Source organism: Ruegeria arenilitoris (assembly GCF_013031355.1).
GTDB lineage: Bacteria > Pseudomonadota > Alphaproteobacteria > Rhodobacterales > Rhodobacteraceae > Ruegeria > Ruegeria arenilitoris_C.
On record NZ_WPZO01000016.1, the window covers coordinates 1 to 21723 of the forward strand.

Annotated in this window: 19 protein-coding genes; 4 read left to right on the forward strand and 15 right to left on the reverse strand. The window is 57.9% G+C overall.

The features are described 5' to 3' along the window. Positions 1–115: 115 nt before the first annotated feature. The 3 genes from fusA to rpsL are packed head-to-tail and all read right to left on the reverse strand — an operon-like array spanning position 116 to position 3109. Positions 116–2233 carry an elongation factor G gene (gene fusA / locus GOX63_RS22445; RefSeq protein WP_170328783.1) on the reverse strand — a complete coding sequence of 706 codons (2118 nt, stop codon included), beginning with the start codon at positions 2231–2233 and terminating at the stop codon, positions 116–118. 18 nt (positions 2234–2251) lie between these two features. Beyond that, positions 2252–2722 carry a 30S ribosomal protein S7 gene (gene rpsG, locus GOX63_RS22450; RefSeq protein WP_039529242.1) on the reverse strand — a complete coding sequence of 157 codons (471 nt, stop codon included), beginning with the start codon at positions 2720–2722 and terminating at the stop codon, positions 2252–2254. Between the two features lie 15 nt (positions 2723–2737). Beyond that, positions 2738–3109, reverse strand: coding sequence for a 30S ribosomal protein S12 (gene rpsL, locus GOX63_RS22455; RefSeq protein WP_005621086.1), 372 nt, complete (start codon positions 3107–3109; stop codon positions 2738–2740). Positions 3110–3506: 397 nt separating this feature from the next. Here rpsL and GOX63_RS22460 point away from each other — a divergent pair, with 397 nt between their 5' ends. Next, positions 3507–4313 (forward strand): putative rhamnosyl transferase, encoded by an 807-nt coding sequence (locus GOX63_RS22460; protein ID WP_170328784.1) that lies wholly within the window; start codon positions 3507–3509, stop codon positions 4311–4313. Here the strand turns inward: GOX63_RS22460 and GOX63_RS22465 are convergent. The 7 genes from GOX63_RS22465 to rplJ all read right to left on the reverse strand — a co-directional run bounded on the left by GOX63_RS22465 (position 4298) and on the right by rplJ (position 15890). Next, entirely contained in the window at positions 4298–5167 is an 870-nt protein-coding gene (locus GOX63_RS22465) for a DMT family transporter (protein ID WP_170328785.1), read from the reverse strand. The two genes, GOX63_RS22460 and GOX63_RS22465, sit on opposite strands and share 16 nt — an antisense overlap. A gap of 13 nt (positions 5168–5180) precedes the next feature. Continuing rightward, positions 5181–5663 (reverse strand): hypothetical protein, encoded by a 483-nt coding sequence (locus GOX63_RS22470; protein WP_170328786.1) that lies wholly within the window; start codon positions 5661–5663, stop codon positions 5181–5183. Then, a complete protein-coding gene (locus GOX63_RS22475) occupies positions 5664–6122 on the reverse strand; it encodes an NADAR family protein (protein ID WP_170328787.1) in 459 nt (152 codons plus the stop codon). A 116-nt stretch (positions 6123–6238) separates the two neighbouring features. After that, a complete protein-coding gene (gene rpoC / locus GOX63_RS22480; RefSeq protein ID WP_170328788.1) occupies positions 6239–10480 on the reverse strand; it encodes a DNA-directed RNA polymerase subunit beta' in 4242 nt (1413 codons plus the stop codon). A 50-nt stretch (positions 10481–10530) separates the two neighbouring features. Further along, entirely contained in the window at positions 10531–14667 is a 4137-nt protein-coding gene (gene rpoB / locus GOX63_RS22485; RefSeq protein WP_170328789.1) for a DNA-directed RNA polymerase subunit beta, read from the reverse strand. 250 nt (positions 14668–14917) lie between these two features. After that, positions 14918–15292, reverse strand: coding sequence for a 50S ribosomal protein L7/L12 (gene rplL / locus GOX63_RS22490; protein ID WP_008559766.1), 375 nt, complete (start codon positions 15290–15292; stop codon positions 14918–14920). Positions 15293–15371: 79 nt separating this feature from the next. Further along, on the reverse strand, positions 15372–15890 hold the full coding sequence (gene rplJ, locus GOX63_RS22495) for a 50S ribosomal protein L10 (protein ID WP_170328790.1): 519 nt from the start codon (positions 15888–15890) through the stop codon (positions 15372–15374). Between the two features lie 276 nt (positions 15891–16166). On the opposite strand from rplJ, the gene GOX63_RS22500 reads away from it, so the two are divergent. Further along, positions 16167–17258 carry a phosphotransferase family protein gene (locus tag GOX63_RS22500; RefSeq protein WP_170547269.1) on the forward strand — a complete coding sequence of 364 codons (1092 nt, stop codon included), beginning with the start codon at positions 16167–16169 and terminating at the stop codon, positions 17256–17258. Between the two features lie 88 nt (positions 17259–17346). Here the strand turns inward: GOX63_RS22500 and rplA are convergent, their stop codons facing one another. Both rplA and rplK read right to left on the reverse strand, forming a co-directional pair. Continuing rightward, complete coding sequence (rplA, locus tag GOX63_RS22505) at positions 17347–18045, reverse strand: 50S ribosomal protein L1 (protein WP_170328792.1); 699 nt, start codon at positions 18043–18045, stop codon at positions 17347–17349. A gap of 1 nt (position 18046) precedes the next feature. After that, on the reverse strand, positions 18047–18496 hold the full coding sequence (gene rplK / locus GOX63_RS22510; protein WP_010440985.1) for a 50S ribosomal protein L11: 450 nt from the start codon (positions 18494–18496) through the stop codon (positions 18047–18049). A gap of 312 nt (positions 18497–18808) precedes the next feature. Here rplK and GOX63_RS22515 point away from each other — a divergent pair, with 312 nt between their 5' ends. Together GOX63_RS22515 and GOX63_RS22520 are read left to right on the forward strand one after the other, a co-directional pair. Beyond that, positions 18809–19669 carry a hypothetical protein gene (locus tag GOX63_RS22515; protein ID WP_170328793.1) on the forward strand — a complete coding sequence of 287 codons (861 nt, stop codon included), beginning with the start codon at positions 18809–18811 and terminating at the stop codon, positions 19667–19669. Then, positions 19666–20430 carry a hypothetical protein gene (locus GOX63_RS22520; RefSeq protein ID WP_170547272.1) on the forward strand — a complete coding sequence of 255 codons (765 nt, stop codon included), beginning with the start codon at positions 19666–19668 and terminating at the stop codon, positions 20428–20430. The genes GOX63_RS22515 and GOX63_RS22520 overlap by 4 nt, the downstream gene beginning before the upstream one ends. 130 nt (positions 20431–20560) lie before the next feature. Here GOX63_RS22520 and nusG read toward each other — a convergent pair whose 3' ends face one another. The 3 genes from nusG to ccoS form a co-directional block, all read right to left on the reverse strand. Next, positions 20561–21094 carry a transcription termination/antitermination protein NusG gene (gene nusG, locus GOX63_RS22525; RefSeq protein WP_170328796.1) on the reverse strand — a complete coding sequence of 178 codons (534 nt, stop codon included), beginning with the start codon at positions 21092–21094 and terminating at the stop codon, positions 20561–20563. Between the two features lie 199 nt (positions 21095–21293). Then, a complete protein-coding gene (gene secE / locus GOX63_RS22530; protein ID WP_170328797.1) occupies positions 21294–21491 on the reverse strand; it encodes a preprotein translocase subunit SecE in 198 nt (65 codons plus the stop codon). A 68-nt stretch (positions 21492–21559) separates the two neighbouring features. Next, positions 21560–21718, reverse strand: a complete 159-nt coding sequence (ccoS, locus tag GOX63_RS22535) for a cbb3-type cytochrome oxidase assembly protein CcoS (protein WP_170328799.1) — start codon at positions 21716–21718, stop codon at positions 21560–21562. Between the last annotated feature and the right edge of the window lie 5 nt (positions 21719–21723).

Below are 21723 nucleotides of genomic sequence, written 5' to 3' on the forward strand. Positions count from 1 at the left end.
CAATCGTGCCGATGTTGACGTGCGGTTTTGTACGCTCAAACTTTTCCTTTGCCATGATGGCCTCCTTTGTCGGTAATGAAGGGAGCCCCAGGTCGGAGCTCCCTCAAATCTTCGCTTATGCGTATTTCGCCTGGATCTCGTCCGAGATATTCTGCGGAACCGGATCGTAGTGGTCGAACTGCATGGTGAACTGGGCACGGCCCGACGACATCGAACGCAGAGTGTTGATGTAGCCGAACATGTTGGCCAGCGGAACGAACGCGTCGATCGCGATTGCGTTGCCGCGCGGCTCTTGTCCAGATACCTGGCCACGACGCGAGGTCAGGTCGCCGATAATACCGCCGGTGTATTCTTCCGGGGTGATCACTTCGACCTTCATGATCGGTTCCAGCAGCTTCGCGCCGGCTTTGCGCATGCCTTCACGCATACACATCCGCGATGCGATTTCGAACGCCAGAACGCTCGAGTCAACGTCGTGGAACTTACCGTCCAGCAGGGCAACCTTGAAGTCGATCACGGGGAAGCCAGCCAGCGGGCCGCTGTCCATGACCGAGTTGATGCCTTTTTCAACACCCGGGATGTATTCCTTCGGAACGGCACCACCAACGATGCGGCTTTCGAACGAATAGCCTTCGCCCGCTTCGGTCGGCTGGATCTCCAGCTTGACTTCCGCGAACTGACCCGAACCACCCGACTGTTTCTTGTGGGTGTAGGTGTGCTCGACCGGCATCGAGATGGTTTCACGATAGGCCACCTGCGGTGCACCGATGTTCGCTTCAACCTTGAACTCGCGCTTCAGACGGTCAACCAGGATGTCCAGGTGAAGTTCGCCCATGCCCTTCATGATGGTCTGACCCGATTCCAGGTCAGTTTCCACGCGGAAGGACGGGTCTTCGGCGGCCAGACGGGCCAGACCCTGGGACATCTTCTCTTGGTCGCCCTTGGTTTTGGGCTCAACCGCGATCTCGATCACCGGATCAGGGAAGGTCATGGTTTCCAGAACCACCGGATCCTTCGCGTCACACAGGGTGTCACCGGTGGTGGTGTCTTTCAGACCCGCCAGCGCGATGATGTCGCCTGCAAACGCTTCTTCGATCTCTTCCCGGTTGTTCGAGTGCATCATCATCATACGACCGATGCGCTCTTTCTTACCTTTGGTCGAGTTCAGGATCGAGTCACCCTTGTTCATGGTGCCCGAGTAGATCCGGGTGAAGGTCAGCGAGCCAACGAAGGGGTCGTTCATGATTTTGAACGCCAGGCCCGAGAAGGCCATGTCGTCGTCTGCACGACGTGCGATGTCACGAACTTCTTCCTCGTCGCCGGGCTTGAAGCCCATGTAATCAACAACGTCCAGCGGGCTGGGCAGATAGTCGATCACAGCGTTGAGCAGCGGCTGAACGCCTTTGTTCTTGAACGCCGAACCACCCAGAACCGGAACGAACGCGATTTCCAGCGTACCTTTGCGCAACAGGGCGCGCAGGGTCGGAACGTCGGGCTCATTGCCTTCCAGGTATTCCATCATCGCGTCGTCGTCCATTTCGACGGCCGCTTCGATCATCTTGCCGCGCCATTCGTCAGCCATGTCTTTCAGGCTGTCGCGGATCGGAGCTTTGATCCAGCTTGCGCCCAGATCTTCGCCCTGCCACAGCCACTCTTCCATGGTGACCAGGTCGATCAGACCTTCCAGCTCGGACTCGGCGCCGATCGGAATACCAACCGGAACAGCACGTGCGCCGGTGCGGTCTTCGATCATGTTGACGCAGTTGAAGAAGTCAGCGCCGATCTTGTCCATCTTGTTGACGAAAACCATACGCGGAACCTTGTAGCGGTCAGCCTGACGCCACACGGTTTCGGTCTGGGGCTCAACACCGGCGTTTGCGTCCAGAACGCAGACGGCACCGTCGAGAACCGCCAGCGAGCGCTCAACTTCGATGGTGAAGTCAACGTGGCCGGGGGTGTCGATGATGTTCAGGCGGTGCTTAGGAGTTTCTGCGGTCTGACCGTCTTCGGTGCGCTCCCAGAAAGTGGTGGTCGCAGCCGAAGTGATGGTGATGCCGCGTTCCTGCTCCTGCTCCATCCAGTCCATGGTGGCTGCACCATCGTGCACCTCACCGATGTTGTGGGATTTACCAGTGTAATACAGGATACGCTCCGAGCAGGTGGTCTTACCTGCGTCGATGTGCGCCATGATACCGAAGTTGCGGTACAGTTCGAGCGGATATTCGCGTGCCATTGGTCTAAGCCTCTCGGATTACCAACGATAATGGCTGAAGGCTTTGTTCGCCTCGGCCATCTTGTGGGTGTCTTCACGCTTCTTCACGGCGGTACCGCGGGACTGTACAGCGTCCAGCAGCTCACCGGCGAGGCGTTCTTCCATGGTGTTTTCGTTGCGGCCACGCGCAGCAGTGATCAGCCAGCGGATGGCCAGTGCTTCGCGGCGCTCGGGGCGCACTTCGACCGGAACCTGATAGGTTGCACCACCAACGCGGCGCGAGCGAACCTCGACCGACGGTTTGATGTTGTCGAGCGCTTCGTGGAACACTTCGACAGGAGCGCGCTTGATCTTGTTCTCAACGCGGTCAAATGCGTTGTAAACGATGCGCTCTGCGACCGACTTCTTGCCGTCGATCATCAGGTTGTTCATGAATTTTGTCAGTACCTTGTCGCCAAATTTGGCGTCAGGCAGGACTTCGCGTTTTTCGGCGGCGTGACGACGTGACATATCAGCCTCTCCTTCTTACTTGGGACGCTTCGCGCCGTATTTCGAACGACGTTGCTTACGATCTTTGACGCCCTGAGTATCCAGAACACCACGCAGGATGTGGTAACGCACACCGGGAAGGTCTTTTACACGGCCGCCACGGATCAGAACAACCGAGTGTTCCTGCAGGTTGTGGCTTTCACCGGGGATGTACGAGATGACCTCGAACCCGTTGGTCAGGCGCACCTTGGCAACCTTACGCATAGCCGAGTTCGGCTTCTTAGGCGTGGTGGTGTAAACACGTGTGCAGACGCCGCGTTTCTGCGGGCACTGCTCCAGGTGCATGGACTTCGAGCGTTTTACTTTGGGCTGCCGCGGCTTGCGGATCAGCTGTTGAATAGTTGGCATTCCGGTTTCTTCCCCGTTTTGCAACACACATGACATGCACGCGCGTTGCGTGCGGTTAAACTTGCTGCACTTATGCGTCCACAAGCGCAAAATCCGCGAGCGTTCCCATTCCGAGGTGAACGTCGCGGTTGGTTATCAGAGGGCGCGAACTGCAAAATTGTCCGGGCCTTGACCAGTTCATTACTGGAATCGGTTGTGGGGCGGCCCCCGGCACCGAGATGACGCGCGTAATAGGGGGAGTCGGCCCGAGTGTCAACAGTACGGCTAATTAGGGGATCAACTGGCCGGTCCGCCGGGATTTATCAGTGCTCGGCGGGGATTTCCAGCACGACCGCCCGTTGCGGGTCCCTCGGTGCGCAGGCATAGTCTGTTCAACGGTCTGCACCACGGATGATTCATGCAAGTCATAGGCCTTTGCCGCTTTTCCTACCCCGCCCATGGCGGCTTTCAAGTCGAACATGACACGATCGAGGAACGCCGGCGGTACCTTTATAACCCGGCCCGTCTGGAAGAGCGGTTCCGGCTGTTCGAAACCACCACCTTGCCCTGTTTCAAAGAACAAACCGATGAGGATTTTCAGTTCTTGATCGTGATCGGGGAGTGCCTGCCGAAACCCGCCTTTGACCGGTTGCACGATCTGACCTCCGGCATGAAACAGGTCCGGATCATCGCCCGTGCGCCCGCCCGACACCGCAAAGTGATGAAAGAGATCCTGAACGCCGCGCGCGACAACCCCAGCGCGCCCTGCGTTCAATTCCGCCATGACGATGACGATGCCGTCTCGGTGGATTTCGTTGAACGTCTGCGCGACGCGACGGTCGAGGGCGAAGGGCTGATGGCGAACAACAAAACCGTCGCCATCGACTATAATCAGGGTTTTCTGGCCCGTTTCGGGCCGGACGGCATTCGCGCCGCGCAGGTGTTTCGGCCTCTGTTAGGCGTTGGGTTCGCCATGCACGTGCGCGGCGGATGCGAGCAGACGATCATGAATTTCGCCCATCACCGGATCGGAAATTTCATGCCGGTGATCAGCTATCCGGACGCACCGATGTGGGTACGTACGCTGAACCAGTTCAACGATTCACCCCATGCCCGCAACAGCACCACAGAGTTGTCTCCGCTGACGCCTGAGCAGGAGGGCGAATTCATCGCCCGCTTTGCCATCGAACAGGACTTGGTTCGGCAGGCTCACTCTTCGGTGTGAGAATGCCGTTCGCGGAACAGCGTGAACAAGCCGGCCCCAACCACCAACGCCGCCCCGAGCAGAGTGACCGAATCCGGCCAGTCGCCGAAGACTAGCCAGCCCAGGGCCAGCGCCCAGATCAGGCTGGAATAGCGGAACGGCGCAACAAATCCGACGTCTCCGACACGCATCACCATGACGCTGCACAAGTAACCGGTCAGCACAAACACCGCAGCACAGGCAACCATCAGCCCGGCCCCCGTCGGGACCGGCTGCCAACCTGAGGCGAGAGAGGCGCACCCGGCCGCAACGGTGATGGTGAACGAGGTCGCCAATGTAACGGCCAATGACGGCACATGGATCGACATCCGCCGTGTGATCAGATCGCGGATCGTAACTGATACAACCGCGATCAGCGCGTAGATGGCATAGATGCTGAACCCCTCGGGGCCCGGGCGCACAATCAGCAGCATGCCGAGAAACCCAAGCGCAATGGCCAGAACCCGCCGCCAGCCGATCTGTTCACCGAAGAACACCACCGCGCCGAGGGTCACTGTTAGCGGCAAGGCCTGCAATACAGCCGTCACATTGGCCAGCGGCATATGCAGCAGCGCGGTCAGAAAGAAGAACGTAGCCGAGAGTTCCGCCACACACCGAGCCGCCACCAGCCACTTGTCATGACGCGGAAAGTTCAGATGCAGCGCCCCAAGGTTGCGCGCCAGCATATACACCAGAACCGTCGCCAGAACCCCGCGCATCGCCACCATCTGGAACAGCGGCACCTCTGCCCCCGCGGCCTTGATCAACGCATCATTGATGGTAAAGGCCGCCATGCTGCCGTTCATCAACAGCGCGCCTTTTATGTTTGGGGTCATGAACGTGTCCTGATCAGCAGTGTTCAAACACTGATACTATCTGCTTCGAATTGATCTGTCCGGTCAGATGGCGCACCCCGCCGATGACATCTTCGGTCGTCCACTCATCCAAACAAAGCCCGCCAACATCTTCCACTGTAATCTCCAAAACTGGCCCCGGATCACTAATATCTGCAAGCACAGCTTTGGTGTTCGCTTCGCTCAGCGCACCCTCTTGATACGCCATTAGGGCAAATCTCACCTGAAACTCTTCGAGACCATCCAGGCGCATATCACGAAGCGCACCATAGGCTTTGGCAAAAGAGTTCTCCAAGTCATCCAGACCCTTTATGATCACGAAATCCATCAGCCATTCTGGCGGCGCCTCGACCTGCAGCAATAGTTCCGCTGCCCAGTCAGAGAGGTCTTCGGTTGTCCAGTAGCGTCCTGTGACAGCAGCGTAGACAGCACAGATTAAATCCTCTTGCGATCGAATTCTCCAGTTTTCGATTTGCATTTATAGAACCTGCAATTCCCTGCGAACCTGCATCAATATCTTACCAAGCTTGTTCAATCCCTGTCCGTCCGGCCCGCACCCCCAATAGGAATCCATCGGCGCGTTCTCGACGATCTTCGCCGTTCCAGTCCCCAGCAACAATTCACGAGGGTGCTCATGCGTTGCAAATTTGACCCGAACGGCATCCAGTATGATCTGATTTTTAATCTCATCCCAATCCGACCGCAGATCAACGTTCCGAGTCATACCCAGCGCCTTGGCATTCTTCGGTTTGCTGCAAAGCCGAATACGCTCACGATATCCAGCATCATGGAATTTCTGAGCTTGGAAATAGTGCTCGACCGTACGCCACCACATGCCATCCATGGCAACGCCAAAGGGTGCAAAGTTCGAGAACTCGGCATACGGGTCCGTTTGCGCATAGAAGTAAATGACTGATTCAAATTCGTTTTCACTCATACGGCAAACGAACACCAGAATGCGCTACAAACGCAAGCGCGCAGGCTTCGTCCACGACGCCAAAAGAAAAGGCCCCGCGTTTCCGCAGGGCCTTTCCTGAATTTATGCTAAGGCGCTTACTCGCGGCTTTCCGGTGTTTCCACCAGAACGTCCAGCTCGTCGCCGACCATGTCATCGTCCATCATCGGTGCAGCCAGAGCAGCGGCCGCTTCGGCCTCTTCCCGGCGGGCTTCGATCACGACGTTGTCGCGCGATTGCGCAACCTGACGCACGGCCTGGGTCGCACCACCAGTACCGGCGGGGATCAGGCGACCGACGATGACGTTCTCTTTCAAGCCAACCAGTTTGTCTTTCTTGCCCTGAACCGAAGCTTCGGTCAGCACACGAGTGGTTTCCTGGAACGACGCCGCCGAGATGAACGAACGCGTCTGCAGCGAGGCTTTGGTGATCCCCAGCAGGATCGGCTCGCCCTGTGCCGGACGACCACCGCGGGCGATGGTCTTCTCGTTGGCCGCGTCGAACTCCTGCTTGTCGACATGCTCGCCTTTCAGCAGGGTGGTGTCGCCTGAATCCAGGATCTCCCACTTCTGCAGCATCTGACGCACGATGACTTCGATGTGCTTGTCGTTGATCTTCACGCCCTGCAGACGATAGACGTCCTGCACTTCGTCGATCATGTAATCCGCCAGCGCTTCGACACCCATGATGGACAGGATGTCGTGCGGAGCCGGGTTACCGTCCATCAGGTATTCACCCTTCTGGATGAAGTCCCCTTCGGCGACCGGGATGTGCTTGCCCTTGGGTACCATGTACTCGATGGTCTCCATGGACTCGTCAGCCGGTTCGATGCTGATGCGGCGCTTGTTCTTGTAGTCGCGGCCAAAGCGCACGTAACCATCTGCTTCTGCGATGATCGCGTGATCTTTCGGACGACGGGCTTCGAACAGTTCGGCCACACGCGGCAGACCACCGGTGATGTCCTTGGTCTTAGCGCCTTCACGCGGGATACGCGCAACAACGTCACCTGCTTCGACCTTCTGACCGTCTTCGACCGACAGAATCGCATCCACCGACATCGGATAGTGAACCGGGTTGCCCGCATCGTTGCGGACCGGCTCGCCATCTTCACCGACCAGAATGATCTCGGGCTTCAGGTCGCTGCCTTTGGGGGCGGCGCGCCAGTCGATCACGATCTTCTGGGTCATGCCGGTTGCTTCGTCGGTCTCGTCGCGGACAGCAAGGCCCGAAACAAGGTCAACGTATTTCGCAGTACCGGCTTTCTCGGCGATGATCGGCAGGGTGTAGGGATCCCACTCGAACAGCTTGTCGCCACGGGCCACTTTGGTGCCGTCCTTGACGAACAGTTTGGAGCCGTAGCCCAGCTTGTGGCTGGCACGCTCTTCGCCGTGCTCGTCCTTGATCACCAGCTTCATGTTCCGGCCCATGACCAGGCTTTCGCCTGCGGCATTGATCAGAATCTGCGGGTTCTCGAAGGAAACAACACCTTCCTGGCTGGCTTCCTGGAACGACTGCTGACCACCTTGCGCAACACCACCGATGTGGAATGTACGCATGGTCAGCTGTGTACCGGGTTCACCGATCGACTGGGCGGCGATGATGCCGACAGCCTCACCCGTGTTCACCATGGTACCGCGTGCAAGGTCACGACCGTAGCAGGTGGCACAGACGCCTTCCTCGGACTCACAGGTCAGCGGCGAACGGATGCGGGTCGACTGAACGCCGGCCTCATCGATGGCATCTGCCATACGCTCGTCGATCAGCTGACCTGCAGCCACGATCACCTCGTCCGTACCCGGACGCAGGATGTCGTCAGCAGCCACACGGCCCAGGATACGCTCGGCCAGCGAGGCAACAACCTCACCGTCGTTGACTGCGGCTTCGGCAGTGATCGCACGCTCGGTGCCACAGTCGATCTCACGAACGATGCAGTCCTGTGCCACGTCAACCAGACGACGGGTCAGGTAACCCGAGTTCGCCGTCTTCAGAGCGGTATCCGACAGACCCTTACGGGCACCGTGGGTCGAGTTGAAGTACTCGAGAACGGTCAGGCCTTCTTTAAAGTTCGAGATGATCGGCGTCTCGATGATGTCACCGTTCGGCTTGGCCATCAGGCCACGCATACCGCCCAGCTGTTTCATCTGAGTGACCGACCCACGCGCACCCGAGTGAGCCATCATGTAGACCGAGTTCGGTTCCTGTTCGGCACCCGCCTCATCACGCGACGACGCCGAGATGGTGTTCATCATGGCTTCGGTGACGCGGTCGTTACACTTCGACCAGGCATCGACAACTTTGTTGTACTTTTCGCCCTGAGTGATCAGGCCGTCCATGTACTGCTGTTCAAAGTCCTTCACCTGACCGCGGGTGTCATCGACGATGCCCCACTTGTCGTTCGGGATAACCATGTCGTCCTTACCGAACGAAATGCCCGCCTTGAACGCTTCTTTGAAGCCCATCGACATGATCTGGTCACAGAAAATGACCGACTCTTTCTGACCGCAGTAGCGGTAGACGGTGTCGATCACCTGCTGCACTTCTTTCTTCCGCAGCAGGCGGTTGACCAGTTCGAACGGCGCCTTGTTGTTCATCGGCAGCAGAGCACCCAGACGCAGACGGCCCGGAGTGGTTTCATAACGCTTCTGAACTTCGTTGCCTTCGTCGTCGATCTGCGTGATCCGCGCGGTGATCTTGGTGTGCAGGTGCACTTCGCCGGAATCCAGCGCGTGCTGAACTTCGTCGATCGAACCGAACACTTTGCCTTCACCCGGCATGCCTTCACGCTCCAGGGTCACGTAGTAGAGACCCAGGATCATATCCTGCGACGGAACAATGATCGGCGCGCCGTTTGCAGGCGACAGAACGTTGTTCGTCGACATCATCAGAACACGCGCTTCCAGCTGCGCCTCAAGGCTCAGCGGGACGTGAACGGCCATCTGGTCACCGTCGAAGTCGGCGTTAAAGGCCGAACAGACCAGCGGGTGCAGCTGGATGGCTTTGCCTTCGATCAGAACCGGCTCGAACGCCTGAATGCCAAGACGGTGCAGCGTCGGCGCACGGTTCAGCATAACTGGGTGTTCGCGGATCACCTCGTCGAGGATATCCCACACTTCGGGACGCTCTTTCTCGACCAGCTTCTTCGCCTGCTTAACAGTCGAAGACAGACCCTTGGCTTCAAGGCGCGAGTAGATGAACGGCTTGAACAGCTCCAGCGCCATCTTCTTGGGCAGACCACACTGGTGCAGTTTGAGTTCCGGACCCGTCACGATGACCGAACGACCCGAGAAGTCGACGCGCTTACCCAGAAGGTTCTGACGGAAGCGGCCCTGCTTACCTTTCAGCATGTCCGACAGCGATTTCAGCGGGCGCTTGTTGGCGCCGGTGATCACTCGGCCACGACGGCCGTTGTCGAACAGAGCATCCACGGATTCCTGCAGCATCCGCTTTTCGTTGCGGACGATGATGTCAGGCGCGCGCAGCTCGATCAGACGCTTCAGACGGTTGTTCCGGTTGATGACGCGGCGATACAGATCGTTCAGATCCGAAGTCGCGAAACGGCCGCCATCCAGCGGAACCAGCGGACGCAGTTCCGGCGGGATGACCGGGATCACGGTCATCACCATCCACTCGGGACGGTTGCCCGACTCGAGGAAGGATTCAACGACCTTCAGACGCTTGATGATCTTCTTGGGCTTCAGTTCGCCGGTTGCTTCGGCCAGATCAGCGCGCAGCTGCTCGGCTTCGGCTTCCAGATCGATCTGGGCCAGCATCTCACGGATGGCTTCAGCGCCGATGTTCGCGGTGAACGCGTCCATGCCGTAAGCGTCCTGCGCATCCATGTACTCTTCTTCGGTCAGCATCTGGCCGTAGGTCAGGTCAGTCAGACCGGGCTCGATGACGACATAGTTTTCAAAGTACAGAACGCGTTCCAGATCGCGCAGCGTCATGTCCAGCATCAGACCGATGCGGGACGGCAGCGATTTCAGGAACCAGATATGTGCGACAGGCGCGGCCAGTTCGATGTGGCCCATACGCTCGCGGCGGACTTTCTGCAGGGTGACTTCCACACCGCATTTCTCGCAGACAACGCCGCGATACTTCATCCGCTTATATTTGCCGCACAGACATTCGTAGTCTTTGATCGGGCCAAAGATACGCGCGCAGAACAGGCCGTCACGTTCAGGCTTGAACGTCCGGTAGTTGATGGTTTCGGGTTTCTTGATCTCGCCATAGGACCAAGACAGGATCCGCTCGGGCGACGCCAGCGAGACCTTGATCTCGTCGAAAACCTTCGGGGGCGTCAGCGGGTTGAACGGGTTGTTGGTGATTTCCTGGTTCATTTGTTACCTCAAATCTTGCGGAAGGGGGGACGGGAGACAGGGCAGCGCCCTTACTCCTCAACCTCCGCATCCAGGAGTTCCATATTCAGGCCGAGGCCACGGACTTCTTTCACCAGAACGTTGAACGATTCCGGTACGCCCGCTTCAAAGTTATCCTCGCCCTTGACGATCGACTCATAGACCTTGGTCCGGCCGGCGACGTCATCCGATTTCACGGTGAGCATCTCCTGCAGGGTGTAGGCGGCGCCGTAAGCTTCCAGAGCCCAGACTTCCATCTCACCAAAGCGCTGACCACCGAACTGCGCCTTACCACCCAGCGGCTGCTGAGTAACCAGGCTGTACGGCCCGGTCGAACGCGCGTGGATCTTGTCGTCCACCAGGTGATGCAGTTTCAGCAGGTACTTGATGCCCACGGTCACCGGACGTGCGAATTGCTCACCGGTACGACCGTCGAACAGAACCGACTGACCACTTTCCGAGAAGCCCGCACGCACCAGCGCGTCGTTGACGTCTGCTTCCTTGGCACCGTCGAAGACCGGGGTTGCGATCGGAACACCGCGGGTCACGTTGCCCGCAGCTTCGATCAGGCCATCCTCGTCCAGACCGGTGATGCCTTCTTCGTAGACATTCTCGCCATAGGCCAGCTTCATCGCTTCGCGTACCGGGGTCAAATCGCCGGAACGGCGGTATTCACCCAGTGCGTCGTCGATGTTCAGACCCAGACCGCGTGCGGCCCAACCCATGTGGGTTTCCAGAATCTGACCAACGTTCATACGCGAAGGCACACCCAGCGGGTTCAGACAGAAGTCAACCGGCGTACCATCGGCCAGGAACGGCATGTCTTCCATCGGAACAACCTTGGAGATCACACCTTTGTTCCCGTGACGACCGGCCATCTTGTCGCCCGGCTGCAGCTTGCGCTTCACGGCGATGAAGACTTTGACCATCTTCATCACACCCGGCGGCAGGTCGTCGCCACGACGGACTTTCTCGACCTTGTCCTCAAAACGGGCGTCCAGAGCACGCTTTTGCACTTCGTACTGCTCGTTCAGAGCTTCAACGATCTGTGCGTCCTGCTCACCTTCCAGCGCCAGCTGCCACCACTGACCACGGGTCAGGGTTTCCAGCAGTTCCTCGGTGATCACCGAACCTGCCTTGACGCCTTTCGGGCCTTTGACAGCAGTTTTACCCAGGATCAGGCCTTGCAGACGCGCATAGATGTTGCGGTCAAGGATCGCCAGCTCGTCGTCCCGGTCACGGGCCAGACGTTCGACTTCTTCACGCTCGATCTGCAGCGCACGCTCGTCTTTCTCGACGCCGTGACGGTTGAAGACGCGGACCTCGACGACCGTACCGTAATCGCCCGGCTTCACGCGCAGCGAGGTATCGCGCACGTCAGATGCTTTTTCACCAAAGATGGCGCGCAGCAGCTTTTCTTCCGGGGTCATCGGGCTTTCGCCCTTCGGAGTGATCTTACCGACCAGAATATCGCCCGGCTCAACATCCGCACCGATGTAAACGATGCCGGCCTCGTCGAGGTTGCGCAGCGCTTCTTCACCGACGTTCGGGATGTCGCGGGTGATCTCTTCCGGACCCAGCTTGGTGTCACGGGCGGCGACTTCAAACTCCTCGATATGAACCGAGGTGAAGACGTCATCACGCGCGATACGTTCCGAGATCAGGATCGAGTCTTCGTAGTTGTAACCGTTCCACGGCATGAACGCGACGACCACGTTCTTACCCAAGGCCAGTTCACCCATATCGGTCGACGGACCATCGGCAATGACCTCGCCCTTCTGGACGGTGTCACCCACCTTGATCAGCGGACGCTGGTTGATGCAGGTGTTCTGGTTCGAACGCTGGAACTTGCGCAGACGATAAATGTCAACGCCAGCGTCGCCCAGTTCCAGATCTTCGGTGGCGCGGATAACGATACGCTGGGCATCGACCTGGTCGATGATACCGGCGCGTTTCGCCTGAATCGCAGCACCCGAGTCGATTGCAACCTTTTCCTCGATCCCGGTACCGACCAGCGGTGCCTCGGCCCGCAGCAGCGGAACCGCCTGACGTTGCATGTTCGAGCCCATCAGAGCGCGGTTGGCGTCGTCATTTTCAAGGAACGGGATCAGCGATGCAGCAACCGAAACCAGCTGTTTCGGCGACACGTCGATCAGGTCCACATTCTCGCGCGGGGCGAGGGTGTAGTCACCGGCCTGACGGGTCGAAACCAGATCGTTGATGAACTTGCCATCAGCATCCAGCGTCGCGTTCGCCTGCGCCACAGTATGGCGCATTTCCTCGGTCGCGGACATGTAGTGAACCTCATCGGTCACCTCGGCGTCTTTGACGACGCGGTACGGTGTTTCGATGAAGCCATACTTGTTCACACGGGCGAAGGTGGCCAGCGAGTTGATCAGACCGATGTTCGGACCTTCCGGCGTTTCAATCGGGCACATCCGGCCATAGTGGGTCGGGTGTACGTCGCGAACCTCAAAGCCCGCACGCTCACGGGTCAGACCACCCGGGCCAAGCGCCGAGAGGCGGCGTTTGTGGGTGACTTCCGACAGCGGGTTGGTCTGGTCCATAAACTGCGACAGCTGCGACGAGCCAAAGAATTCACGAACCGCAGCCGCAGCCGGTTTCGCGTTGATCAGGTCTTGCGGCATGACGGTGTCGATTTCGACCGACGACATACGCTCTTTGATCGCGCGCTCCATGCGCAGCAGACCGACGCGGTACTGGTTTTCCATCAGTTCGCCGACCGAACGGACACGACGGTTGCCGAGGTGGTCGATATCGTCCACGTCGCCTTTACCGTCACGCAATTCCACCAGCGCCTTGATGCAGGCCACGATGTCTTCGCGGCGCAGGGTACGCAGGGTATCCGGCGCGTCCAGAGCCAGGCGCATGTTCATCTTCACGCGGCCAACGGCGGACAGGTCATAACGCTCGCTGTCGAAGAACAGGGTGTCGAACAGAGCCGACGCAGCTTCGACGGTGGGCGGCTCACCCGGACGCATGACGCGGTAGATGTCCATCAGCGCGCTTTCACGGTTCAGGTTCTTGTCCTGAGCCATGGTGTTGCGCATGTAGGGGCCAACGTTGACGTTGTCGATGTCCAGAACCGGGATGTCGGTGATACCGGCATCGATCAGTTCCTTGACGGTACCACCGATCAGGTCGCCATCCTTGTCGTATTCCAGGGTCAGTTCATCACCGGCTTCGACATAGATCGCGCCGTTTTCTTCGTTGATGATGTCCTTGGCGACGTACTTGCCAACGATGTGATCGAACGGAACCAGCAGGTCGGTAACGACGCCTTCTTCGATCAGCTTCTTGACCGCGCGCGGGGTGACTTTCTTGCCCGCTTCGGCAATCACTTCACCGGATTTCGCATCGATCAGATCATAGGTCGGGCGAGTACCGCGTACACGCTCGGGGAAGAACGGCGTGACCCAGCCCTTCTTCTTGTCCAGCTTGTAGGACACGGTGTTGTAATACGCGTCCATGATCGCTTCCTGGTCCAGACCGAGCGCATACAGCAGGGTGGTCACAGGCAGTTTGCGGCGACGGTCGATACGGGCGAACACGATGTCCTTGGCGTCGAACTCAAAGTCCAGCCAGCTGCCGCGATACGGGATGATGCGGCAGGCAAACAGCAGTTTGCCCGAGGAATGGGTCTTGCCCTTGTCGTGGTCGAAGAACACACCGGGCGAGCGGTGCATCTGGGACACGATCACACGCTCGGTACCGTTCACGATGAACGTACCGTTCGGCGTCATCAGGGGCATGTCGCCCATGAACACGTCCTGTTCTTTGATGTCTTTGACCGATTTGGCGCCGGTGTCCTCATCGACATCAAACACGATCAGACGCAGAGTGACCTTCAGCGGCGCGCTGTAGGTCATGTCGCGCTGCATGCACTCTTCGACGTCATATTTGGGTTTTTCCAGATCGTATTTCACGAACTCCAGCACGGAGGTTTCGTTGAAATCCTTGATCGGGAAAACCGACTGGAACACACCTTTGATGCCTTCGCCGTCAGTGGGCTGCTCTGCATCGCCGGAGCGCAGGAAAAGATCATAAGAAGATTTCTGGACCTCAATGAGGTTCGGCATCTCCAAAACTTCGCGGATTTTGCCGTAATATTTACGAAGACGTTTCTGGCCAAGGAACGTTTGAGCCATGTCAGATGTCACCTTTCGATGTTCTCAGCGGGCAAAGACACCGTCGGGCCCCGGCGCCTTGCACATTCGAGACGACACGTCCGGATCAATTCATGGCCACCGTCCCGAAGGCAGCCTCCCGATCCGCGAACCGCGTCTTAGAAAACGCCCCAACCCATGAGGCCCTTTCTAAGACAGGTTCGGCTGGACCCGGATTTCTCCGGACCCAGCCAAATTTTTCGGCGCATCAGCGATGCACCAGAGACTAAGCTTAGGCCAGCTCGACTTCGGCGCCAGCTGCTTCCAGCTTGCCTTTGATGTCTTCTGCTTCTGCTTTGTCCACGCCTTCTTTGATCTTGCCGCCGGCTTCGACCAGTTCCTTGGCTTCTTTCAGGCCCAGGCCGGTGATGCCGCGAACTTCTTTGATGACGTTGATTTTCGATGCGCCGGCGTTCTTCAGAACGACGTCGAATTCGGTTTTTTCTTCCTCAGCTGCACCGCCGGCGTCGCCACCAGCAGCCATGACAACTGCGCCGCCTGCTGCGGGCTCGATGCCGTATTCGTCTTTGAGGATGGTTTTCAGTTCTTGTGCTTCCAGCAGGGTCAGACCCACGATGCTTTCTGCGAGTGCTTTCAGATCAGCCATTTTATCAGCTCTTTCCGTTTACAGTGTGTGTTCCAACGTCAGGGCAAATGCCCCACGCAGATCATTCAGTGCCAACCGCTTACGCAGCTTCCGCCTTCTCTTCGATGGTGGAAAGGATGCTTGCGATATTGCTTGCAGGTGCGCCAATCGCGCCGGCGATGTTCGAAGCAGGTGCGCCAATGCAGCCCGCGATCGAAGCAATAAGCTCCTCGCGAGACGGCATTTTCGAAACTGTTTCGACGCCTTTGCGGTCCAGAGCGTTCTCGCCCATTGCACCGCCAAGGATTTCGAACTTTTGGTTCTCCTTGGCGAAGTCCTCGGCCACCTTGGCTGCTGCCACGGGGTCCTCGGAATAGGTCAGAACAGTCATCCCTGTCAGCAGGTCGGCCATGCTTTCACACGGCTTACCCTCAAGGGCGATTTTGGCGAGCCTGTTTTTGGCAACACGCACGGCACCACCCGCGTCACGAGCACGTGCGCGAAGGTCCTGCATCTCGGCAACTGTCAGACCGGCGTAGTGAGCAACCACTACGACGCCAGAGCTTTCGAAGATTTGGCCGAGTTCCTCGACCACTTTCTCTTTCTGGGCTCTATCCACAGTTCTCTCCAAGTTAGGGGCGATATCTCACCCCGGCTCATATTTGCCGCGGCTTGCGCCCCGGCGTTCAGGTCCGTTGTTACGGGATTGGCCAAAACTCGCCCGAGGATCGTGACCCTCAGAATTCTTTGGTCTTACCCGTCTCAGGCAGGGAATTAAGGGGCCGAATGGACCCACCCACCGTCTTGGACGAAACGAAATAAAGCGCACGACGAATCGCACGCTTTACTCCGCAGCTCTCTTTAGGGCAGATGGCCGAAGTTTCCAAGGGGTAAATTGCCCGTTCAGGCGGTTTGGCGGGGCCGTGCCGCCGCGCATCGTTCCATGTCAGCGATTGACATGGCCTGCACCCTAGGGTCCTGTCAACAAAACCTCTTGTTTCGCGTCCAGCTTTTGCCCCCTATGCCAACCCTCACAGCAGATGAACACAGGCGCGCAACTGAGTTTGTTGCGGAATTCTCGCGCCATGTCGGGCTGGGCGAGACGTTGCAATTCGGTTGCGTATACCGATCGCACGACTTTCCCGACACCCGCCTGGTCTTGAGGCTGCAGGGCCCGCCACAGGACTATGCGATGAAGATCGACACCGCGTCGCCCGAGTCCGGCCGGTTGCAGGCAGAATTCGATATTCTGACCCGGCTGGCCCGGTATTTTGATGGGAACGAGACATCGCGCGTGGTGCGCCCTTTTTATCTGTCGCCAGGGGGCTTGTTCTTCGTGTCCGAGTTTATCGACCGGCCCACAGCCGTTGACGTGATCCATAACAGCAAGGACGACGATCAGGTCGCCCGGATCTACCGCCGCGCCGGGGCGTGGCTGCACGACCTGCATAGTTTTCAACCTGCCACCGAGTATGAATTCCGCCCGCGCTGGATGACCGATGCCATCAATGAATTGCTGCCATTCGTGCCTCCGCACATCCAGTCAACAGGCGGCCAGATGGCAGAAAACCTGGAAAACGCAGCGCTACATCTGAAGGGCATCCCCGATACGCGGGTGTTTTCGCATGGCGACTTTCACGGCCAGAACCTGATAGTCGGCAAGGGCGAGATGATCGGGCTGGACTTTACCGAAATGCGCGAGAAGCTCGCCGTCTATGACATCGTCGATTTTCTCAAGTCGGATATCTTCCGCAATACCCACCCATCCAATGTAGACCGTAGTGGGATTCTGAAACTGAACAAGGACATGTTCTTTCGCCGCTATCGGCATCCGATCCATATAGGGATACTGGATTTCTGCATCCGCGGGCGCCTGCTGAAAGACTGGCTTGCCTCGTGGCACGTCGATCACAGTTGCAGTCCTTATGAGGAAGACAGGCGGAGGCGTTTGGGCGATCGGCTGCAGATCGCGTTTCAACATCGCTGAAAACGCTTAAATTCCAGCAAGGCCCAAATGAAAATCCCGGGCAGTTTGCACCACCCGGGACCAAATCTTCGCAACTTTGCTTTAAGGCTTATTCGCCCGCCGCAGCAGCCACGTCCAGAGTCACGCCCGGGCCCATGGTCGAGCTCAGCGCGATTTTCTTCATGTAGGTGCCTTTGGCGCCCGACGGTTTGGCCTTGGCAACAGCCGAGACGAACGCACGGACGTTTTCGGCCAGCTTGGCTTCGTCGAACGACGCTTTGCCAACGCCGGCGTGCACAACGCCGCCTTTTTCCGCCTTGAACTGAACTTCACCGCCCTTGGCTGCTTCCACGGCCGCTTTCACGTCCATGGTCACGGTGCCGACTTTGGGGTTCGGCATCAGGTTACGGGGGCCCAGAACCTTACCCAGACGGCCGACGATCGGCATCATATCCGGGGTGGCAATGCAGCGATCGAATTCGATGGTGCCGCCCTGAATGGTTTCCATCAGGTCCTCTGCGCCAACGATATCTGCGCCTGCTTCTTTCGCTTCGTCAGCCTTGGGGCCACGAGCGAAAACAGCAACGCGCATCGCTTTACCGGTGCCGTTCGGCAGACCGACAACGCCGCGAACCATCTGGTCTGCGTGACGGGTGTCAACGCCCAGGTTCATTGCGATTTCGATGGTCTCGTCGAATTTCGAGGTTGCGTTGGCTTTGACCAGGGCAACAGCTTCTTCGATCGACAGGTTTTCCTTGCCGGCGACAGCTTCGCGCGCAGCGCGGGTACGTTTACCGAGTTTTGCCATCTTACTTCACCTCGATGCCCATGGAGCGGGCCGAGCCCAGGATGATCTGCATTGCGCCTTCGACGTCGTTGGCGTTCAGATCTTTCATTTTGGCTTCGGCGATTTCGCGAACCTGCTTCGAGGTCACGGTGGCCACGGTCTCACGACCGGGGTTTTCCGCACCACGGGGGCGGTTACGCTTGCCGACCGGCTTCAGACCAGCTGCTTTTTTCAGGTAGTAAGACGCGGGCGGCGTCTTGATGTCCATGGTGAAGGACTTGTCCTGATAGTAGGTGATCACGGTCGGGCACGGAGCGCCGGGCTCCATGTCTGCGGTCTTGGCGTTGAACGCCTTGCAGAATTCCATGATGTTGATGCCGCGCTGACCCAGCGCCGGACCAACTGGCGGCGACGGGTTCGCCTGACCTGCAGGAACCTGCAGTTTCATTGTACCAGCAAGCTTCTTGGCCATTTGGTTTTCCTTTCAACGTGAATGGGACGCGTCCCACCCGGTTTATGTTGCGTGGTCCGATCCGGGATCGCGATCCCGGCAACCTCCCACGAGAGAATCTCGCCCGAAGACGATAGAGGCGGCGTTTACAGAGGAATCCGGGGGTTGGCAAGTGGCTGACGCCTTATTCCCAAAGGATGCATTTGTGCCCGGATCAGGCCTCGGTGACAGTAGGGAACCGCAGTACAAAACAATTTATTTGAATGCATTAGTTGCTTAAGAGACGCAGCCGGGTATCTTGGTGGAACTTGGACACAAAAGAGGTGGTCAGGGATGGCATCATCTCGGCTGAACAAGGGACTATTGATCTGCGTTCTTTTTGCCATGCTGCCCGGCTGTGGCAGCAAGGCACAGGACCAGGGCGCCGCGTCCGAGACGGCCGCGCAAACCGACGGCACCAACAACACTGCCGCGTTTGCGGCAACAGGAGTTGACCCCGCCACCTATGCCGGTCGTTTTCAGATAAAATTGACCAAGGAAGTTCCGCTGCGCGATATTCCCGTTCCCTTCACTGTCTACAGCGGCCTCGAAGAGGCCAGCCCTACCCGTTTGCGAATAAGGGCTTTCATGGACTTGCGCGGATTACAGGAAAAGGCGCCTCAGATACTGACCGGCCCCTTGGAAGAAAGCTGCAAACGCCAAATCTATACCGAGGTCCGAAACGTCACCGCCATAGGGGACACCGTAAAGATCGAGGGTTCAGCCCGTGCGCAGTTTACGAGGTGTAACCGGCGCGAAGAACCGGGCCTTCGTTACTTTGGGGCTACGGTAGATGCAGTTGCGGTTGCCAAGGCAACGGTACAGGGCCAGTGCCTAACCTTCAGTATTGAAGACGTTAATCTGAATCCGCGCGGGCTCATCGGCGCTATCTCCAACCTCTTCGGTCTGACCAACCGCATCAACGAAGCCGTTCTGGAAAAAGGTGGCGAGTTTTTGGCCGCCAACCCGGTTTGTCCGCCGCTGCCTGAAGAATTCTCCGTTCTCGACCCGATCTACGAATCCGGAGGCACACGCGAAATCGCTCCTGGCGGGATGGGGGCAGCTGTTGTCGGATCTGCTGATGTCAGCGCCGAGACAATAGTCAAAGTCCTTGGAGGGCTGAAAGAGCTTGGTGTATTGGAGTTTGCGGAATGAGACTTTGGTTGGTTTTCCCGGTCTTATTGGCAGCCGCTCTGGATGCCCGCGCTCCAGAAGCGCAACAAGTGGACTTTGTTATCGACGCATCACTGCCGGTACGTGATACGGAACTTCCCTATACGCTTGATCTGAACCTCACTGCTGCGGCGCCCACACGGATCGGGGTGGATGCTCTTCTCGACCTGCGGGAAATACAGAAAATTGTGCCAGAGCGGTTGGCTGACAACGCAGTGGTCGACAATTGTGGTCTGCAAGTCCGGCTGGATGAATTGAGCTTCAAGGCTAGGGGGGATGCAATAGATCTGGATGGGGATGTAACCATCACGGTTTTCGAATGCAGCCGAACCAGCGAACGCGATTTTCAGCGAGGTGAACAAAAAAGAGCTATCTCGGCGAACATGTCCACCGAAGCGACGGTCGAGCTGCGTGACAATTGTGCTTATTTCAAACTCATCGATCTTACGCTTACAGCACCCGAAGCACAGCGAGAGCAACTTCTCGAGGACGACACCCTCGACTCTGTAAAAGAGCTTATGCTGGCCGCTGTAGATCTTGTATTGAACGATACGCCTTTGTGCCCGGAACTGCCGGCGGAATTGGCATCACTTGACCCGGTCTATGACAATGGCGGTCCAAAAGAGATCGGAGAAGGTGGCCTAGGTGTCTTCCTAGAAGGGTCGGTGGATTTCAGCCCTTCGACAATCCTCGACATTCTGACAGTCCTTCAACAAAAAGAACTGATCCCTGGTCCGCCGTAATTGCAAAGGCCTTTCAGTGCCACTGAAGTAGCCCACCCTTTGTCTTCGGGCCGTAGATTCGGTTCGAACAAAACAAAAACGCCGCGGTGCTCGTGGCATCGCGGCGCTGCAATATACGTTGAGAAGCTTTTTAGCTCTGCTTGGTGACCTGCGTAAAATCCAGCTCGACCGGGGTCTCGCGACCAAAGATCGAAACCGAGACCTTCAGCTTCTGGTTTTCGTCGTCCACGCCTTCGACCATGCCGTCGAAATCCTCGAACGGGCCGTCGTTGACCTTGACCTTTTCGCCCACTTCGAAGGTGATCATCAGCTTGGGCGCTTCTTCACCTTCCTGAACGCGGTTGAGGATCTGGTTCACCTCGGCATCGCGCATCGGCATCGGGCGACCCTGCGGGCCCAGAAAACCAGTGACGCGGTTGATCGAGTTCACAAGGTGATAGCCCTGATCCGACATCTCCATGTGCACCAGCACGTAGCCGGGCATGAAGCGGCGTTCGGTCGTGACTTTCTTGCCCCGGCGCACTTCGATCACCTCTTCGGTGGGCACCAGAACCTCGTCGATATCGTCCTCAAGGCCCTGCTCGGCCACCGACGTGCGGATCTGCTCTGCGATCTTCTTTTCGAAATTCGAAAGAACGCTGACCGAGTACCACCGTTTCGCCATGAACCTGTCGTCCTTGTTTACTTTCGGTGCGTTCGGATGGCCGCAAGCACCGTCATTGAAATTCTATCGCATCACCCGGAACAAAAAGCGGCGCGCAGCCCGAATCGCCGCACGCCCATTCCGAATAGTACCGCGTCACCTACTCTGACATCGCGCGCTGTGCAAGGGGGCACTGGCGTTTCCACCTGCCCGGGCCGGTTTAGCTGAACGCGCCCAGAATTGCCTGAAGCCCGCCGCGAATGGCAAGATCAACCAACGCAAAGAACACGGCCGTCAGCGCCGCCATGATGAACACCATAACCGTGGTCAGCAGAACTTCACGCCGGGTCGGCCAGACGACCTTTGAGACTTCGGCGCGGACTTGCTGAATGAACTGGATCGGATTCATAGTTGCCATTTGGCTTGGTTCTCTCTGCTAGCGGATGGGCCGGACATAACCGGGCATTGCGGCAATTTCAAGGGCCGTCAGGGTCTGGGCTTGTCGTCCCATTCATCGCTGAGGATGCGGCGTGCATCGCCTTCGGGATCGTCATACTGGTTCGAGCGCACGGTGTAGATGAACGCCACAAGGCCAACCCCGCCCAGAAGCAGGGAAATCGGTATCAGATAAGCCAGAACTTCCAAATCAA

Excerpts from the sequence above, each read along its gene's own strand:
- rpoB (WP_170328789.1), bottom strand. The coding sequence starts at position 14,667 with ATGGCTCAAACGTTCCTTGGCCAGAAACGTCTTCGTAAATATTACGGC.
- secE (WP_170328797.1), bottom strand. The coding sequence starts at position 21,491 with ATGGCAACTATGAATCCGATCCAGTTCATTCAGCAAGTCCGCGCCGAA.
- GOX63_RS22520 (WP_170547272.1), top strand. The coding sequence starts at position 19,666 with ATGAGACTTTGGTTGGTTTTCCCGGTCTTATTGGCAGCCGCTCTGGAT.
- rpoC (WP_170328788.1), bottom strand. The coding sequence starts at position 10,480 with ATGAACCAGGAAATCACCAACAACCCGTTCAACCCGCTGACGCCCCCG.
- fusA (WP_170328783.1), bottom strand. The coding sequence starts at position 2,233 with ATGGCACGCGAATATCCGCTCGAACTGTACCGCAACTTCGGTATCATG.
- GOX63_RS22475 (WP_170328787.1), bottom strand. The coding sequence starts at position 6,122 with ATGAGTGAAAACGAATTTGAATCAGTCATTTACTTCTATGCGCAAACG.
- rplA (WP_170328792.1), bottom strand. The coding sequence starts at position 18,045 with ATGGCAAAACTCGGTAAACGTACCCGCGCTGCGCGCGAAGCTGTCGCC.
- rpsL (WP_005621086.1), bottom strand. The coding sequence starts at position 3,109 with ATGCCAACTATTCAACAGCTGATCCGCAAGCCGCGGCAGCCCAAAGTA.
- GOX63_RS22470 (WP_170328786.1), bottom strand. The coding sequence starts at position 5,663 with ATGCAAATCGAAAACTGGAGAATTCGATCGCAAGAGGATTTAATCTGT.
- rpsG (WP_039529242.1), bottom strand. The coding sequence starts at position 2,722 with ATGTCACGTCGTCACGCCGCCGAAAAACGCGAAGTCCTGCCTGACGCC.
- GOX63_RS22515 (WP_170328793.1), top strand. The coding sequence starts at position 18,809 with ATGGCATCATCTCGGCTGAACAAGGGACTATTGATCTGCGTTCTTTTT.
- GOX63_RS22465 (WP_170328785.1), bottom strand. The coding sequence starts at position 5,167 with ATGACCCCAAACATAAAAGGCGCGCTGTTGATGAACGGCAGCATGGCG.
- GOX63_RS22460 (WP_170328784.1), top strand. The coding sequence starts at position 3,507 with ATGCAAGTCATAGGCCTTTGCCGCTTTTCCTACCCCGCCCATGGCGGC.
- rplK (WP_010440985.1), bottom strand. The coding sequence starts at position 18,496 with ATGGCCAAGAAGCTTGCTGGTACAATGAAACTGCAGGTTCCTGCAGGT.
- nusG (WP_170328796.1), bottom strand. The coding sequence starts at position 21,094 with ATGGCGAAACGGTGGTACTCGGTCAGCGTTCTTTCGAATTTCGAAAAG.
- rplL (WP_008559766.1), bottom strand. The coding sequence starts at position 15,292 with ATGGCTGATCTGAAAGCACTCGCAGAAAGCATCGTGGGTCTGACCCTG.